This window comes from Companilactobacillus mishanensis (genome assembly GCF_003946505.1).
In the GTDB taxonomy this organism is placed as follows: domain Bacteria; phylum Bacillota; class Bacilli; order Lactobacillales; family Lactobacillaceae; genus Companilactobacillus; species Companilactobacillus mishanensis.
On record NZ_RHON01000001.1, the window covers coordinates 363,679 to 379,341 of the forward strand.

A 15,663-nucleotide genomic window follows, 5' to 3' on the forward strand; every position below is an offset into this window, starting at 1 on the left:
AAAAGAATAATTTGTTGGGAGATCACTTTATGTTTTATAAATTCATTAGAGTTGTTGCTCGTGTAGTTGTTTTTATTGTAAATGGCAGATTTAAAATAGTCGGCAAAGAAAATTTACCTGATAAGCCATACATTGTGGTTGCACCACATAGAACTTGGTGGGAACCAATCTTCTTTGCACTAGCAATTTCACCAAGGGAAGCAACATTTATGGCGAAAATTGAATTGTTTAAAAACCCTATTTTACGCTTTATTCTGGAACATTCCCATGCCTTTCCTGTTGATAGAAAGCATCCGGGACCTTCGGTAATAAAGACTCCTGTTAAAGCACTTAAGAATAAAGGACAAGTATTGATCATGTTCCCATCAGGAACTCGATACTCAGAAGACCTAAAGGGTGGGGCTTCATTGATTGCAAAATTATCCAAAGCTCCATTGGTGCCAGTAGTATACCAAGGACCAGTCAAGTTTTCCGATTTACTGAAACACAAAAGAGTAACGGTTGGTATTGGTCCAGAGATCGACTTTGATTTTAAAGCAAGATTAAATGAAGAACAAACTCAAAAAGTTAATGATGATATGGAAAAGTCATGGAATGCTATTGATAAAGAAATTGATCCTAATTTTAAATACATCCCTGATAAGTCAAAACAAAAGCCAGAAGAATAATATTCTTCTGGCTTTTCTTATATAGAATTTTTTCCAATATCTGATCGATAAAAAACATTGTCGGTATTGATGTCTTCAAGATATGAATATATTTTATCTTTTGCATTTTGAATATTATTAGCATGCGTTTGAACACAGTATAATCGGCCACCGTCACTGATGAGATTAGTAGAGTTCTCTATTACACTGGCAAAATTTAGGTTATATCGACAACTTTGAAACTGTTCTTTTGTACCAATATCTTTACCAATATCAGGATTTTCTGGATATCCTTTACTTGCTACAAATACTCCCAAATCAACGCCATCGTCACGCCAATCCATATTATCGACAGTTTCACCATTTAAGAGAGTATCAATAACTTTAGACAAATCAGACTTAAGCCTTGGTAATACAACTTCAGTTTCAGGGTCACCAAATCTAACATTAAATTCAATAACTTTGATTCCGTCGCCAGTCAAAATTAGACCTGCATAAAGGATTCCTTTATAACCAAAGCCCTGTGCATCCATTTCATGAACAAATGGCTTTAGAACTCGTTTATATGCTTCGAAGACGACGTTTGATTCAATATTCTGAACTGGGCAAATTGCTCCCATACCTCCAGTATTCAATCCCTCATCGTTATCTAGTGCACGTTTATAGTCTTGCGCAATTGGCATTGGATAGAAGTTAGGCCCATCCACAAATGCCATTAATGAAAATTCCTCACCTGCTAGAAATTCTTCAATGACAACCTTGGTTGAATCATATTTATGATCAACTAGCAACGAGTGCAAAATATCTATTGCTGTATCTAAGCAGTCAACGATATAAACACCCTTTCCACTTGCCAATCCATCTGCCTTAATAACTATCGGATATTGATTCTTCTTCTCAATATATTCGATAGCTAATCCAAAATCAGTGAATTCTTCATAAAACGCGGTCGGAACATTCGCTGATTTCATAAGATTCTTAGCAAATATTTTGGAACCCTCGATCTGTGCTGATTGTTTATTTGGCCCAAAAATCTTTAATCCTTGTTCGTTAAAGCAGTCAACAATACCTTCAACTAACGGTAACTCTGGACCCACAATTGTGTAATTAATATCGTTTTCTATTGCAAAGTTCGCTAGTTTATCGAATTCTGTTTCCTTGATATCGACGGTCTGAATACCAAATAATCTCATTCCAGCATTACCTGGGGCACAGAAAACATCGTTAAATCGATCCGAATCTTGTAAAGATTTACATATCGCGTCTTCTCTTGCTCCAGATCCAACTACTAATATTTTCATATTATTCTCCATTAATTAATGTTTGAAGTGTCTTCTGCCTGTACATACCATTGAAATCCCATACTTGTTAGCCATATCGATTGAATCTTTGTCGTGAATAGAACCACCTGGTTGGATTATAGCAGTTACTCCGTGAGTTGCGGCAAATTCAACACAATCATCCATAGGGAAAAATGCATCTGATGCCATAATAAATGGTGTCTTGGGGTTATCCTTAAATGTATTTTCTGCTTGCTCAATCGCAATTTTAGCAGAACCAATACGATTCATTTGACCAGCTCCAACACCCAAAGTCATGTCAGTTGTTGCAATAACAATTGCATTACTCTTCACATGTTTAACGACTTTTTGACCAAATAACAGCGCTTTGATCTCTTCGTCAGTAGGTTGTTTTTCAGTTACCACTTCAAAATCATCGATTGAATCTACAACAGTATCTCTTTCTTGGACCAGTAATCCGCCAAGAACTGAAGTATAGTCAAATTTATCTGCTTCTTTTGCCTTACTGAAATCTAATGTAAGCAATCTGATATTCTTTTTGCTTTCAAGGATTTCAAGCGCTTTTTCTGAAAAACTTGGTGCAATGACAATTTCTAGAAAAATTTTATGCATTTCGTTTGCGATTCTTTCATCAACTTCACGGTTGACTACTACAATACCACCAAAAATTGACATTGTGTCGGCTTCATACGCTTTTTGCCATGCTGTATAGATATCTTCTTGATCTGTACCGATTCCACATGGGTTCATATGCTTCAATGCAACAACTGCAGGTGTATCAAAATCAGAGACGATTCTGATTGCAGCATCAGCATCTCGAATATTATTAAATGACAATTCTTTACCATGCAATTGTTCTGCTGATGCGATTGAATATGCTGTTGGCATTGAGTTCTTATAAAATGCTGCTGATTGATGTGAATTCTCACCATATCTTAATGATTGTTTGAATTCCAAAGGAATTGTTTTTGATTCAGGGAATGTTTCACCAGATATATCTGTTAAATAATTTGAAATAATTCCGTCATATTCTGCTGTATGTCTGAATGCCTTAGCTGCCAATCTTTGTCTAAATTCCAATTGACTATCGTCATTTCCATCCGCTATTTCTTCTAATACCGAAGCATAATCATTTTGATCAGTAACAACATATACACTTGCGAAATTCTTTGAGGCTGATCTCAACATTGATGGACCACCGATATCAATTTGTTCGATGGCAGACGCAAGATCTATGTTCTCTTTTGAAATAGTTTCTTTAAATGGATATAGGTTTACACATACCAAATCAATTGTTTCGATATTCATTTTTTTAAGTGTTTCCATATGCTTTGGATCTGAACGTTTTGCTAATAATCCTGCATGGACCTTTGGATGCAATGTTTTAACACGTCCGTCTAGTATCTCGGGAAATCCTGTAACTTCATCTATCTCAGTTACATCGATTCCATTATCCTGTAATTTTTTGTAAGTTCCACCAGTTGAAATGATTGAATAACCTTGAGTTATCAATCCTTGAGCAAATTCTACAATTCCAGTTTTATCTGAGACACTGATCAGTGCATTTTTCATTTTATTCCCACCTAATTAAATTTTTTTAGTAAATCTAAAACAACTTCTGGGTATATTTCGTGCTCTTTTTCATGAACTCTTGCTTCCAATGTATCAACAGTATCGGTATCTAAAATCGGTACTACTGCTTGTCGAATGACAGGACCTGTATCAACACCTTCGTCTATGTAATGTATAGTTACACCAGTTTGATTTTCTCCTGCTTCAAAAGCTCTTTCAATTGCTTCTAGTCCTGAATATTTAGGCAAACATGATGGATGAATATTGATTATTTTTCCTGGATATTGTGATAGCAAAGTTGGAGTAACGACCCTCATATAACCTGCTAATAAAATGTAATCAATTTTAAGTGGGGCCAGCTTTTCCACTATCGCTTGTTCATACTGAGAACGATTTTCATAATCAGACAATTTATTTACAAAGACCGGGATATTTCTATCCTGGGCTTTTTTTATGACTTTTGCTTTAGGTTTATCACAAACTAAAACAACTATCTCAAGTCCTGATTCTAGTAATCTTTTATCATCAGCAAGTGCTTCAAAGTTTGTTCCATTTCCTGAAGCAAAAATTGCAACTCTCATTTTATGCCTCCGATCAGTTCAACTGATTTATCTTTCCTTGAGACAACCTCACCAATTGTAAAGCCTTGGCCCGGCTTATCTTGATTTAAGATCCGCAGTATTTTTTCTTCTTCTTTTGGATCGACTGCAACTACCATTCCCACACCCATATTAAAAATTCCAAACATTTCTGAATCAGTCAATTTTCCATACTTTTGGACAACTTTAAATAACTTAGGAACATTCCAATATGATGGGACAATTTTTGCCGCCAAATTATCTGGTAACATGCGAGGAATATTTTCAAAGAATCCACCACCAGTTATGTGGGCAATTCCATGAATCAATTTTGTTTCTAGTAGCGGTAATATTTCTTTCGTGTAAATTCTAGTAGGTGTTAGAAGTAAGTCACCAAGTTTATCATCAGGAAACTCTTCTAACTTAGAATCATAATTAAAATCGTTATCCTTGAAGAAAATTTTTCTGATCAATGAAAAACCGTTGGAATGTAAGCCACTTGATGCAATTCCAATTAATTTGTCACCATCTTTAACATTGAGTGGCGACATTAATTGGTCTTTTTCAGCAATTCCGGCGGCGAACCCAGCAACGTCATATGTTCCGTTTGGATACATATCTGGCATCTCAGCTGTTTCTCCACCGACCAAATCAAGTTGTCCTTGTTGGCAGCCTTCCAATACACCCTTAATTATTTCCTTAACTTTGCCATCAACTTTTCCGATTGCAATGTAATCTAAGAAATAAGCTGGAACCGCACCTTGAGCTAGAATGTCATTCACACACATTGCTACACAATCGATACCCACTGTATCGTGTTTGTCGACTTGAACAGCCAAAAGTAATTTCGTCCCCACTCCATCATTACTAGAAATAATTACTGGTTTTTTATAACCTTCAGGAATTTCAAATGCTCCACCGAAATTTCCGATGTTTGTGTTAGATGAACCTTTTTTTGATAAAGACTGTTTAACAAATTTTGAAACTTCGTAGCCAGAATTAACGTTCACTCCGGCTTTCTCATAAGGATTCGTCATAGTTACTCCTTCCGAAAGTTATTACTCACCTGTAACATTTTTTTCATAATCATAAAGAGGTGTTGGATAATCACCATTAAAATACGATAGATCCAAACCTTTGTACGGAGCATCAAAATCTAATCCAATGGCAGAAATCAAACCTTCTTCACTTAAAAATTCTAGTGAATCTGCTCCAAATTGTTGTCTCATTTCTTCATTACTTTTATGTGCCGCAATCAATTCACTGCGGTTTTGAATATCTATCCCATAAAAGCTAGGAAACTTGAATGGTGGCGAAGCAATTCTAAGATGAACTTCAGTAGCTCCGGCATCCCTCAACAATTTAACTATGAATGCACAAGTAGTACCGCGAACAATAGAATCATCAACTAAAACAACACGTTTTCCGTCAACTACACCCTTTACTGCGGCCAATTTCTGACGGACACTTTTTTCTCTAAGTTCTTGATTTGGTTGAATAAATTCTCGTCCCATGTATTGATTCTTGATCAATCCCATTTCGTATGGCAATCCACTCGCCTCGGCATAGCCGCTTGCTGCTGACAATGAAGAATTAGGAACTCCGACTACAATATCTGCTGGGACGGGCTTCTCTTTGGCAAGATTGATTCCCATATGCTTTCTTGAAGTATGGACATTAACTCCCAAAATGTTGGAATCTGGACGAGCAAAATAAATATATTCCATTGAGCATATTGCCATCTTTGTTTTTTCAGTCCAATGATCAATCTTCATTCCATCATCGTTGATAGTAATCAATTCACCTGGATTAACATCCCTAACAAACTCAGCTTGAACGGCATCTAGTGCACACGTTTCACTGGCAACAACATAGCCACCTTCAGGAAGCTTTCCGATAGAAAGAGGTCTAAATCCATGAGAATCTAATGCCATATAGAGAGCATCTTTAGTCAGCAATATATATGCGAAACCACCATGGATTTGTCGTAATGAATCCTTTAACTGATCAACAAATTTTGATTCTTTAGAATGACGTATCAAATGCATTAAAACTTCTGAATCCGAACTTGATTTGAATATATCTCCAACTTTTTCAAGTTCCTTTTTTAATGTAATTGCATTTGTTAAATTTCCATTATGTGCTAAAGCAAATTGCTCATCGGTAAAGTCGAATAATAATGGTTGAACATTTTCAATCTTATTTTCACCTGCAGTTGAGTATCGAACATGACCAATTGCTGAATCACCAACTAGAGATGCAAGTAATGATGGTTTGTAGAAGACTTGTGATAAGAGCCCTAAGTTTCGATAACTATGTAATTTTCCATTATCGTTACTAACGATTCCGGCGCCTTCTTGCCCACGATGTTGCAGGCTGTGAAGTCCCAAATATGTCAGGTAGTTGGCATTCGATGCACCCCAAACTCCAAACACACCACACTCTTCGTGCAATCCTTTTATTTCATTAAGCAAGGTATAGCCTCTTTCCAGTTTGACAACGCATCATTAAAATCAATCTGAGCGTTAGAATCACTTGTTTTAATTTTTAAAGATTTGCTGTTAGAAACTTCCCCAATGTATGTACCTAATTTACCGATCAATTCTTCAAATCTATCTTTGTTTTCGGGAGCCACTGAAACTAAAAATCTTCCCGGTGTTTCTGAAAATAATTTTGCACTGTTCATTTGGATGTCAACATCAAAGCCGAGTTTATTTGCAAATGCAGACTCTGATAAAGCGACAGCCAATCCACCTTCTGATAAATCGTGTGCACTTTGTAAAAGTTTAGATTCAATTGCTTTTAGAACAGTTTTTTGAGTCTCCTCAACCTTTTCCAAATTAATTTCGTTTAGTAAGCCAGTGACATCTCCTGTTTGCATCTGTTGCAACTCAGAGCCATTAAAGTCATTTCCAGTATCACCAACAACATAAATCAGATCACCTGATTGTTTAAAATCCTGTGTAGTTACATTATCAATATCTGAAATAAGTCCGACCATACCGATCATTGGGCTTGGAAAAATTGCTTCATCATTGAACTCGTTATATAAAGAAACATTTCCAGAGATAACGGGAACTTCTAGTTTTTTACATGCAGAAGCAATACCTTCAACACTCTCATTGAATTCCCAGAATATTTCAGGTTTTTCCGGATTACCATAGTTCAAGCAGTCAGTAATACCAATTGGTGTTGCTCCAGAGGCAATCAAATTACTTGCAGCTTCCAGGACGGTAATTTGTCCACCAATGTACGGATCAACATATACCAATCGGGAGTTTCCATCATTAGTCATTGCGATGGCTTTCTTTGTATTACGTACACGAACAACTGCAGCATCACTACCAGGCTTTACCACGGTATTAGCCTTGATTTGAGAATCATAAGTCTTGTAAAAATACTCTTTGGATGCAATTGTTGGCTGCTTAAGAATGCTTAACCAAGTATCTTTTAACGAGGATATTTCAGGTTGAAATTGTTTTTTAGCTTCCTGAGACATGACACGCTCTGGTGCTACACCGACATGCTTATATTCTGGTGAGTCATCAACTAATCCTGCTACTGGGATATCACAGACCAATTCACCGTGTTGATAAATTCGATATTGTCCATCAGATGTAACTTTACCAATGACGACAGCATCCAACATTTTATCGGTGAAGAAATCGATAATGTCTTGCTTAAATTCAGGTTTTACACAAAGAACCATTCGTTCTTGAGATTCAGAAAGCATGATTTCATACGGTGTCATTGCAGTCTCACGTTGAGGAACTTCATCTAATTCTAAAATCAATCCGCTTCCAGCTTTAGAAGCCATCTCAGCTGTTGAAGAAACTAGTCCTGCAGCACCCATATCTTGAATACCCATTATCCAATCAGAATGTTTGTGAACCAACTCAATACAAGCATCCATCAAAAGTTTCTCCATAAAGGGATCTCCAACTTGAACAGCTGAACGTTGTGTTTTGTTCTCATCAGTAAATTCATCTGAGGCAAATGTTGCACCATGAATACCGTCACGACCAGTTTTGGCACCGACATAGACAATTAAATTATCATTTCCGGTGGCCTTTCCGTATTTAACATCTTCATGATTGATAATTCCTAAACACATGGCGTTAACAACTGGATTATTCTTGTATCTCTCTTGGAAGGATATTTCACCTCCAACTGTTGGTATACCAATACAATTACCGTATCCACCGATTCCGGAAACGATTTCCGAAGCCAGATATTTTGTATGAGTGTTATCCAAATTTCCAAATTTCAAACTATTCAACAGAGCTATGGGAGTTGCACCCATTGAAAAAATATCTCTGATAATACCTCCAACACCTGTTGCAGCACCTTGATATGGTTCAACAGCTGACGGATGATTGTGACTTTCAGCCTTAAACACAATAGCCTGATCATCCCCAATATCAATTATTCCAGCATCTTCACCAGGACCAGCTAATACTCGTTTACTTTTATTAGGTAATTTTCGTAACACATTTTTTGAATTCTTATATGAACAATGTTCACTCCACATAACTGAAAATAAGCCTGCTTCTGTATAATTTGGCAAACGTCCTAATATGTTTTCAGAAATATTTTTGTACTCTTCATCACTCAAACCCCAAGATTTATACAATTTGGTATCTAGTATCTTTTCGGCAGTTGGTTCAGTCATCTATAGATTCACCCTATTCATATGTGATTTTAAAATCGATTGAAACATTTTTAAACCGTCATCTGATCCTACAATTTTTTCCAAAGCACGTTCTGGATGAGGCATCATTCCTAATACGTTTCCTTTAGAATTAATGATTCCAGCAATGTTATCAACACTTCCATTGATGTCATTAACGTATCTAAAGACGATTTGATCATTCGCCTTCAACGTCGAAAGAGTGGCGTCGTCACAGTAGTAGTTACCTTCACCATGTGCAACAGGAATGTTAATACTTTCTTTTTTAGAATATTCACTGGTAAAAATTGTTTGATTGTCTTCAACAATCAACTCAACTGATTCACAAATAAATTTATTTTGACGATTTCTGATCAACGCACCAGGAAGTAAACCAATTTCAGTTAAAATTTGAAATCCATTACAGATACCTAAAACTGGCTTGCCTTCGTGTGCTAATTTTTTAATTGCTGGGATGATAGGTGCTTGAGCTGCAATTGCACCGCTTCTTAAATAATCACCGTATGAAAATCCACCTGGAATCATTACTGCGTCATATTCATCAAGTGAATTTTCACGGTAATCAACCATTTCTACTTCAGCGTGAATTCCGTCCTTGATTGCATAGAACAAATCCTTATCACAATTAGAACCAGGAAATACGATTACTGCAAATCTCATTTTGCACCCTCCGCATTGACAATTTCGTAACGATAAGTCTCCATATTTGGGTTAGCGAGCAATTTATCACAAATTGTATCAATTTCTGTATCAATATCTTTTGCATCATCTGTAAAGTTGATTTCGAAATATTTGCCCATTCGGACACCGTTAATATCATTGTGACCCATTCCATGAATTGCAGTTTCAATCGCTTCACCTTGGGGATCAAGAATCGATTCTTTGTAAGTTACATATACTTTTACAAGTGTCATATTATTTGGCTCCTTCTAATCGGTTCAATACTTTTTGATAGGTTGTAACTAAGTCAGCTTCATTTTTACGGAAAACATCTTTATCTAAGGATTGATGACTTGTTTGATCCCACAAGCGACAATTATCTGGTGAAAATTCATCAATCAAAATTATTTTGTTATCTACGCGACCAAATTCAAGTTTAAAGTCGACTAAATCTAAATCATCCTTATCAAACAATGTTTTCAATAAATCATTTATCTTCAATGTTTGAGATTTAATATTCTTCAATTCTTCAGCTGTAGCAATGTTTATCGATTCTATTTGAGATTCATTTATCGCAGGGTCACCCAATTCATCACTCTTGAAGTAATATTCAATAACTGGTGGGTTTAGTGACTTACCTTCTGTAAGTGCAAATTTCTTTGCAAAACTGCCGGCAATTTTATTTCTTAACACTACTTCAATTGGAATCAGCTCTGTTTTCTTGACCAATTGCTCATGGTCAGAAACATTCTTGATCAGATGTGTTTCAATACCATTTTTTTGAAGGTAGTCATAAATAAATGCAGAAATTTTACAGTTAAGACTCCCTTTTCCAGGAATCTTTTCCTTTCTAACTCCATTAAATGCAGTTGCTTGATCCTTATAGACAACCAACAATTCCTCGGTGTTATCAGTTTCAAACAAATCCTTGGCTTTTCCAGAATACAAAAGTTGATTACTCATTTAGATTGCTCCTAATCATTCCAAATTGGATTTTCTTTTATTTGTTGAATCGATGAATCTACATCTTCAGTCAAAATTGTGATGTGGCCCATTTTTCGATTGTATTTACTGTCACTTTTACCATAATCGTGAAAATTCCAGTCTTCATGATCGGTTATTTGATTTTTCGCAGGTTCTAGATGTTGCCCAAGTAGATTTACCATTATTGCTGGTTCAAACAATTTAACCTCTGGCATTTTCCAATCACACACTCCAAGAATATGAGCATCAAATTGTGAAATGTTACATGCCTCTATGGTCAAATGTCCGGAATTATGGGGTCTTGGAGCAATTTCATTCACATAGACTTTGTTTTCAGTATCGATGAAGAACTCAATACACATTGTTCCCACCAAGTCCAACTTATTTGCGATAGATCTAGCAATCTCATACGTTTCAACTGAGATCGATGTTCCAACTCTTGCTGGACAATTACTGATATGAAGAATGTTATTGTGGTGTTCATTTTCGATAAGAGGAAATACAGAATGTTCATGATCAGAATTTGACGATATAACGACTGAAACTTCCTTTGAAAGTGAAATCCTTGATTCCAATATGCAAGTCCCTTTTGAAATCAATTCTTCAACTTCATCCTTGTCGTAGCCTTCATCATCAATTCTTAGTTGGCCTTTACCGTCATATCCACCTTCAACGGTTTTTAAAATAATCGGATATTGAAGTTTTGATATTGCAATGACAAAGTCTTCCACTGAATTGACAATGGCATGAGGAACTACTGGAAAATGATTTTCTGAAATAAATTCTTTTTCTCTAATTCGATTTTGAGTTACTAATAACGCTTTTGAACCCTGGGGTACATCAGTGTATTTTTTTATTTCGTTAATAGTTTCAGCATCAACATTTTCAAATTCGTATGTTAGTACATCGCATTCTTTTGCCAATGTGATTAAAGAAGTTAAGTCGTCATATTCAGCGACAATTTGTTTATCAGAAACCTGAGCAGCTGGACAATTGTCTGTTGGATCCAAAATTATAACTTTAAAACCCTTTTCTTTGGCAGAAGCAGCCATCATTTGACCTAACTGTCCCCCACCGATAATGCCAATGGTTTCTCCGGGTAAATGTACTTTATTCAAACTGTTTCCCACTTTCTACAGATTTGTCGTGCATCTTATGTTGATATTCTGACAAAGTTTCTAAGTAAGTAGAGTTACTTAGTGCACAAATTCTAGTTGCCATAAGTGCTGCATTGATTGCACCAGCCTTACCAATAGCCATGGTTGCCACTGGAACGCCTCCTGGCATTTGCACAATGGAAAGTAATGAATCCATACCATTCAACGCCTTTGATTGAACTGGTACGCCAATTACTGGTAAATCTGTCGTTGCAGCAAGCATTCCTGGTAAATGAGCAGCACCACCTGCACCAGCAATAATTACCTTATTACCCTTGTATGCAGCAGTTTTTCCAAAATTGATCATTTCCTGTGGCATACGGTGTGCAGAAATAACATGAACTTCATAACCGACCTTTAATTCTTCTAAAGTATCGATTGTATTTTGCATCGTTGATAGATCCGAAATCGAACCCATAATAATTGCTACATCTTTCATAAGCCATCTTCTTCCTTTAAGCATGGTTTCAGTTTAGCAAGATTATCCGTGTTTTACAAGAAATTGACGTATATTATGCAATATTTGTTAATTAAAGTTCGTATTATAGGGTTAATTATTTAATTATTATATTATTGATATATCTTTAGTTCGGCTTTTATGAAATCCGTTGCATAAAAAAAGACCAGATATAAGTGAAGCTATATCTGATCATAAAATATTAGTTGTTTTTCTTTTGTTGTGCCTTCATAGAAGCCATTACTTGATTCAATTTCTTTTGTGAAGGTTTTTGTCCCATCTGAGACATCATTTGTTTTACCATATCTGCACTAATTGGTGGATTGTCTTGGAAATACTTCTTCATATACCATCTAGCAACGAAGAATCCAATTACAGCACCAGCTAGAATACCTATAACGGCAGCAATGATTATTGGCCACATAAAATTATTCACCCTTTCCTTACTGTACATATATTACATAAAAATATCATTAATTGAAAGGCTTAATCGTCCCGCAATCCCTTTTCACGTTGAATCTTACGAACTTTTTCAGGAGTTACTTCTTTCCCTGACTTATCAAAAACACGCATTGTTTCAATTTGAGACTTGAAACCTTCTCTAAAGTTCTGTAGATACTTCTTACGAAGAGCACGTTGTTCTTCTTCTTCTTCCTTAGTAATGGTGCCTTCCTTTGCCTTTTTGGCGAGGGCATTTAACTTTTGTACCAATGATTCATTTTCTGACATTAATTACACTCCCTATATACCGAACACTTGTTTGAATTATATACCATGTTTTGATACAATCTAAATAAGATACTAACAATGAGGTGTTCTAATGTCAAAGAATGAAGGATCTAAACAGGCTCAAATACTTGAGTGCATACACGACTACTTAGACGAACATGGTTATCCACCAACAGTTCGTGAAATTTGTGAGGCCGTTGATCTTTCTTCAACTTCAACAGTCCACGGACATATAACAAGGCTCGAGAAGAAAGGTTACTTACAAAGAGACCCTACCAAACCTCGAGCACTTGAATTAACAATGGCCGGATTGAATTTAATCGGTATTAAATCAAAAGAAATTCCTATTATCGGTGCAGTTGCTGCTGGTCAACCAATTTCAGCTGAACGTGATTATGAAGGTACTTTCCCACTACCACCAGACTTAACTCGTGATTCAGGGGAATTGTTCATGTTGGTAATTCATGGTGAAAGTATGATCAACGTTGGAATTCTTGATGGCGATCAGGTTATCGTCCATGAACAAAGTACTGCAAGTAACGGCGAAATCGTTATTGCAATGACAGAAGATATTGAAGCAACATGTAAGAGATTTTATGCAGAAAATGGTCATTATCGTCTTCAACCGGAAAATGATACGATGGATCCAATCATTTTAGATAACGTCGAAATCGTTGGTAAAGTTGTCGGTCTATATAGACCTCAGATTTTTTAACATTAAATTCAACCACAAAAAAAGGACTTGCATATGCAAGTCCTTTTTTAATTGCGATATTAGATATCACGACGACGTTCTTTGATACGAGCAGCCTTACCTTTACGATCACGTAGATAGTAAAGTTTGCTACGGCGTACACGACCGTATCTAACAACATCAATCTTGTCAACACGAGGTGTGTTTAGTGGGAATGTTCTTTCAACACCAACACCACTACTCATCTTACGTACAGTATATGTAGCTGAAATACCTGTACCATGTTTCTTGATTACAACACCTTCGAACAACTGAATACGTTCACGTGAACCTTCAACAACCTTAGCATGGACACGAACAGTGTCACCAGCGCGGAAGTCAGGAATATCAGAACGTAATTGTTCTTTGGTAATGTCTTGAATTAATTTATTCATTAATTATTTCTCCCTTACCGACACTCATACATATCTTCTTCATAATACACAGCGGAATATCGTTGATTATGTGTTTAAACACTCTTACTATATTACATTATTTGTTTTTGCTTGTAAACTAATTTTCAGAACGAATTTCACGAAGTAATTTTTTCTCTTCATCAGTCAATTCAATTGTTTTTAGTAAATCAGGTCGACGGTCTAAAGTCTTACGAAGTGCTTCTTTTAAACGCCAAATACGGATTTTTTCGTGATTACCGCTTATAAGGACATCTGGGACCTTTTTGCCTCGAAAATCTGCTGGACGAGAATACTGTGGATATTCCAACAAACCATGTGAAAATGATTCTTCTTCAGCTGAGAAATTATTACCGAGGACTCCTGGAACAAATCTCATGGTAGCATCGATCATACTCATCGTTGGTAGTTCTCCACCAGTCAAAATATAGTCGCCAATAGAAACCTCGTCAGTTACTAGATCCTTGATTCTTTCGTCAAATCCTTCATAATGTCCACAAATAAATACTAAATTATCTTCTTCAGCAAAATCTTTGGCCATTTTCGTATTGAAAGTTTTACCAGCTGGATCAAGTAAGATAACACGTTTCTTACCTGGTGTTTTCTTTTCAACAGCATCCATTGCATCGTAGATTGGCTGTGCCTGTAGTAACATCCCTGCCCCACCACCATATGGTGAGTCATCCACATGATTCTGCTTATCGGTCGTATAATCTCTAAAATCAACAATATTCAAATTAAGTAGACCTTTTTCTTGGGCCTTACCAATAACTGATTCGTTCAATGTATCAAACATTCTTGGAAAAATACTTAAAACTGTTATATCCATTAATCTATCAATCCATCCGGGATCTCAACATTTACTACTTGATTCTCAAGATCCACATTTTTTACAACATCGTCAATATAAGGTATCAAAACTTCTTTGTATTTGCGACCTTTAACGACCCATACATCATTAGGACCCAATTCCATTATTTCGGACACAGTCCCAATTTCACCTAATTCTTGGTCGATAACTTTCAAACCTATAATTTGATTGTATAAGAATTCTCCATCTTTTAGTTCAGTTGAAATTTCTGAATTAGTAAACAATTCATAATTCTTAAATTGCTCAACATCATTTATATTATCAAAGCCTTCAAATTTTACTAAAATAAAATTCTTGTGCTTTCTAGATGATTCAACTTTAAATTCTTTCAATCCATTATTTTGTTTCATAAATAATGTTGAACCTGGCTTAAATCTTTCTTCTGGAAAATCAGTGATTGCTACAATACGCAATTCTCCTTTGATTCCATGAGTATTGACTATTTTGCCAACTCGATAAAGTTTATCTGCCATAAAACTCTCCATTTGATAAAGAAATAGGACCATGATAAAAACAAGTTTTATCTGATCCCATCAATTATCATTATTTTGAATATTTGCTTTCATGGTATTTTTGCATTAAACCATGTTTTTTAAGCAAGTTATGAACTGTATCTGAAGGTTGTGCACCTTTTTGCAACCAGTCCATGATCTTGTCATCTTCAAGCTTCAATTCTTCTGGTTGTGAAATTGGGTTGTAGTAACCAACTTGTTCGATGAAGCGGCCATCACGTGGTGCACGTGAATCAGCAACAACGATTCTATAAAATGGTCTTAATTTACTACCCATACGTTTCATTCTAATCTTAACTGACATTTATTGTTCCTCCTAAGTACTTAACTTTGATAGTATACACAAAAAAAGGGAACGT

General features: G+C 35.9%; 19 protein-coding genes. 2 read left to right on the forward strand and 17 right to left on the reverse strand.

What is annotated here, in order from left to right; genetic code table 11:
* The first annotated feature begins 29 nt into the window (after positions 1–29).
* Positions 30–668, forward strand: a complete 639-nt coding sequence (locus tag EKM63_RS01730; protein ID WP_125703100.1) for a lysophospholipid acyltransferase family protein — start codon at positions 30–32, stop codon at positions 666–668.
* Between the two features lie 17 nt (positions 669–685).
* Here the strand turns inward: EKM63_RS01730 and purD are convergent, their stop codons facing one another.
* From purD to EKM63_RS01790, 13 genes are all read right to left on the reverse strand, one after another.
* The gene (gene purD / locus EKM63_RS01735) at positions 686–1,948 is read right to left on the reverse strand and encodes a phosphoribosylamine--glycine ligase (RefSeq protein ID WP_125703102.1); all 1,263 of its coding nucleotides are present in this window, start codon (positions 1,946–1,948) and stop codon (positions 686–688) included.
* Between the two features lie 15 nt (positions 1,949–1,963).
* On the reverse strand, positions 1,964–3,520 hold the full coding sequence (gene purH / locus EKM63_RS01740; protein WP_125703104.1) for a bifunctional phosphoribosylaminoimidazolecarboxamide formyltransferase/IMP cyclohydrolase: 1,557 nt from the start codon (positions 3,518–3,520) through the stop codon (positions 1,964–1,966).
* A gap of 11 nt (positions 3,521–3,531) precedes the next feature.
* Positions 3,532–4,101 carry a phosphoribosylglycinamide formyltransferase gene (gene purN, locus EKM63_RS01745; protein ID WP_125703106.1) on the reverse strand — a complete coding sequence of 190 codons (570 nt, stop codon included), beginning with the start codon at positions 4,099–4,101 and terminating at the stop codon, positions 3,532–3,534.
* Positions 4,098–5,135, reverse strand: coding sequence for a phosphoribosylformylglycinamidine cyclo-ligase (gene purM / locus EKM63_RS01750; protein ID WP_125703107.1), 1,038 nt, complete (start codon positions 5,133–5,135; stop codon positions 4,098–4,100). The genes purN and purM overlap by 4 nt, the downstream gene beginning before the upstream one ends.
* A gap of 21 nt (positions 5,136–5,156) precedes the next feature.
* The gene (purF, locus tag EKM63_RS01755; protein ID WP_125703110.1) at positions 5,157–6,572 is read right to left on the reverse strand and encodes an amidophosphoribosyltransferase; all 1,416 of its coding nucleotides are present in this window, start codon (positions 6,570–6,572) and stop codon (positions 5,157–5,159) included.
* Complete coding sequence (gene purL, locus EKM63_RS01760) at positions 6,557–8,770, reverse strand: phosphoribosylformylglycinamidine synthase subunit PurL (protein WP_191988647.1); 2,214 nt, start codon at positions 8,768–8,770, stop codon at positions 6,557–6,559. Before purL ends, purF begins: the two co-directional genes overlap by 16 nt.
* Positions 8,771–9,448 (reverse strand): phosphoribosylformylglycinamidine synthase subunit PurQ, encoded by a 678-nt coding sequence (gene purQ / locus EKM63_RS11385; protein ID WP_191988648.1) that lies wholly within the window; start codon positions 9,446–9,448, stop codon positions 8,771–8,773. It abuts the gene before it with no gap.
* Complete coding sequence (gene purS, locus EKM63_RS01765) at positions 9,445–9,702, reverse strand: phosphoribosylformylglycinamidine synthase subunit PurS (RefSeq protein WP_125703112.1); 258 nt, start codon at positions 9,700–9,702, stop codon at positions 9,445–9,447. The genes purQ and purS overlap by 4 nt, the downstream gene beginning before the upstream one ends.
* Before the next feature lies 1 nt (position 9,703).
* Complete coding sequence (gene purC / locus EKM63_RS01770) at positions 9,704–10,411, reverse strand: phosphoribosylaminoimidazolesuccinocarboxamide synthase (protein WP_125703114.1); 708 nt, start codon at positions 10,409–10,411, stop codon at positions 9,704–9,706.
* An 11-nt stretch (positions 10,412–10,422) separates the two neighbouring features.
* Entirely contained in the window at positions 10,423–11,550 is a 1,128-nt protein-coding gene (gene purK, locus EKM63_RS01775) for a 5-(carboxyamino)imidazole ribonucleotide synthase (RefSeq protein ID WP_125703116.1), read from the reverse strand.
* Positions 11,543–12,028 (reverse strand): 5-(carboxyamino)imidazole ribonucleotide mutase, encoded by a 486-nt coding sequence (gene purE / locus EKM63_RS01780; RefSeq protein ID WP_125703118.1) that lies wholly within the window; start codon positions 12,026–12,028, stop codon positions 11,543–11,545. The genes purK and purE overlap by 8 nt, the downstream gene beginning before the upstream one ends.
* A gap of 220 nt (positions 12,029–12,248) precedes the next feature.
* Positions 12,249–12,470, reverse strand: coding sequence for a YneF family protein (locus EKM63_RS01785; RefSeq protein WP_125703120.1), 222 nt, complete (start codon positions 12,468–12,470; stop codon positions 12,249–12,251).
* A gap of 62 nt (positions 12,471–12,532) precedes the next feature.
* Positions 12,533–12,775, reverse strand: coding sequence for a DUF896 domain-containing protein (locus EKM63_RS01790; protein WP_125703122.1), 243 nt, complete (start codon positions 12,773–12,775; stop codon positions 12,533–12,535).
* A gap of 91 nt (positions 12,776–12,866) precedes the next feature.
* Here EKM63_RS01790 and lexA point away from each other — a divergent pair, with 91 nt between their 5' ends.
* Positions 12,867–13,490 carry a transcriptional repressor LexA gene (gene lexA / locus EKM63_RS01795; RefSeq protein WP_125703124.1) on the forward strand — a complete coding sequence of 208 codons (624 nt, stop codon included), beginning with the start codon at positions 12,867–12,869 and terminating at the stop codon, positions 13,488–13,490.
* 59 nt (positions 13,491–13,549) lie between these two features.
* On the opposite strand, the gene rplS is transcribed toward lexA, so the two are convergent.
* The 4 genes from rplS to rpsP all read right to left on the reverse strand — a co-directional run bounded on the left by rplS (position 13,550) and on the right by rpsP (position 15,608).
* Positions 13,550–13,903: a 50S ribosomal protein L19 gene (rplS, locus tag EKM63_RS01800; RefSeq protein ID WP_125703126.1), complete on the reverse strand. Its 354-nt coding sequence runs from the start codon at positions 13,901–13,903 to the stop codon at positions 13,550–13,552.
* A 118-nt stretch (positions 13,904–14,021) separates the two neighbouring features.
* Complete coding sequence (gene trmD, locus EKM63_RS01805; protein ID WP_125703128.1) at positions 14,022–14,750, reverse strand: tRNA (guanosine(37)-N1)-methyltransferase TrmD; 729 nt, start codon at positions 14,748–14,750, stop codon at positions 14,022–14,024.
* On the reverse strand, positions 14,750–15,265 hold the full coding sequence (gene rimM / locus EKM63_RS01810) for a ribosome maturation factor RimM (RefSeq protein ID WP_125703130.1): 516 nt from the start codon (positions 15,263–15,265) through the stop codon (positions 14,750–14,752). The genes trmD and rimM overlap by 1 nt, the downstream gene beginning before the upstream one ends.
* Positions 15,266–15,335: 70 nt before the next feature.
* Positions 15,336–15,608, reverse strand: a complete 273-nt coding sequence (rpsP, locus tag EKM63_RS01815; protein WP_125703132.1) for a 30S ribosomal protein S16 — start codon at positions 15,606–15,608, stop codon at positions 15,336–15,338.
* Positions 15,609–15,663 lie beyond the last annotated feature (55 nt).

Bases quoted from the DNA above. Each gene is read 5' to 3' on its own strand.
- purQ (WP_191988648.1), bottom strand. From the start codon at position 9,448: ATGAGATTTGCAGTAATCGTATTTCCTGGTTCTAATTGTGATAAGGAT.
- rplS (WP_125703126.1), bottom strand. From the start codon at position 13,903: ATGAATAAATTAATTCAAGACATTACCAAAGAACAATTACGTTCTGAT.
- rimM (WP_125703130.1), bottom strand. From the start codon at position 15,265: ATGGCAGATAAACTTTATCGAGTTGGCAAAATAGTCAATACTCATGGA.
- EKM63_RS01785 (WP_125703120.1), bottom strand. From the start codon at position 12,470: ATGTGGCCAATAATCATTGCTGCCGTTATAGGTATTCTAGCTGGTGCT.
- lexA (WP_125703124.1), top strand. From the start codon at position 12,867: ATGTCAAAGAATGAAGGATCTAAACAGGCTCAAATACTTGAGTGCATA.
- trmD (WP_125703128.1), bottom strand. From the start codon at position 14,750: ATGGATATAACAGTTTTAAGTATTTTTCCAAGAATGTTTGATACATTG.
- purS (WP_125703112.1), bottom strand. From the start codon at position 9,702: ATGACACTTGTAAAAGTATATGTAACTTACAAAGAATCGATTCTTGAT.
- rpsP (WP_125703132.1), bottom strand. From the start codon at position 15,608: ATGTCAGTTAAGATTAGAATGAAACGTATGGGTAGTAAATTAAGACCA.
- purD (WP_125703102.1), bottom strand. From the start codon at position 1,948: ATGAAAATATTAGTAGTTGGATCTGGAGCAAGAGAAGACGCGATATGT.
- purL (WP_191988647.1), bottom strand. From the start codon at position 8,770: ATGACTGAACCAACTGCCGAAAAGATACTAGATACCAAATTGTATAAA.
- purM (WP_125703107.1), bottom strand. From the start codon at position 5,135: ATGACGAATCCTTATGAGAAAGCCGGAGTGAACGTTAATTCTGGCTAC.
- EKM63_RS01790 (WP_125703122.1), bottom strand. From the start codon at position 12,775: ATGTCAGAAAATGAATCATTGGTACAAAAGTTAAATGCCCTCGCCAAA.
- purH (WP_125703104.1), bottom strand. From the start codon at position 3,520: ATGAAAAATGCACTGATCAGTGTCTCAGATAAAACTGGAATTGTAGAA.
- purC (WP_125703114.1), bottom strand. From the start codon at position 10,411: ATGAGTAATCAACTTTTGTATTCTGGAAAAGCCAAGGATTTGTTTGAA.
- purE (WP_125703118.1), bottom strand. From the start codon at position 12,028: ATGAAAGATGTAGCAATTATTATGGGTTCGATTTCGGATCTATCAACG.
- purN (WP_125703106.1), bottom strand. From the start codon at position 4,101: ATGAGAGTTGCAATTTTTGCTTCAGGAAATGGAACAAACTTTGAAGCA.
- EKM63_RS01730 (WP_125703100.1), top strand. From the start codon at position 30: ATGTTTTATAAATTCATTAGAGTTGTTGCTCGTGTAGTTGTTTTTATT.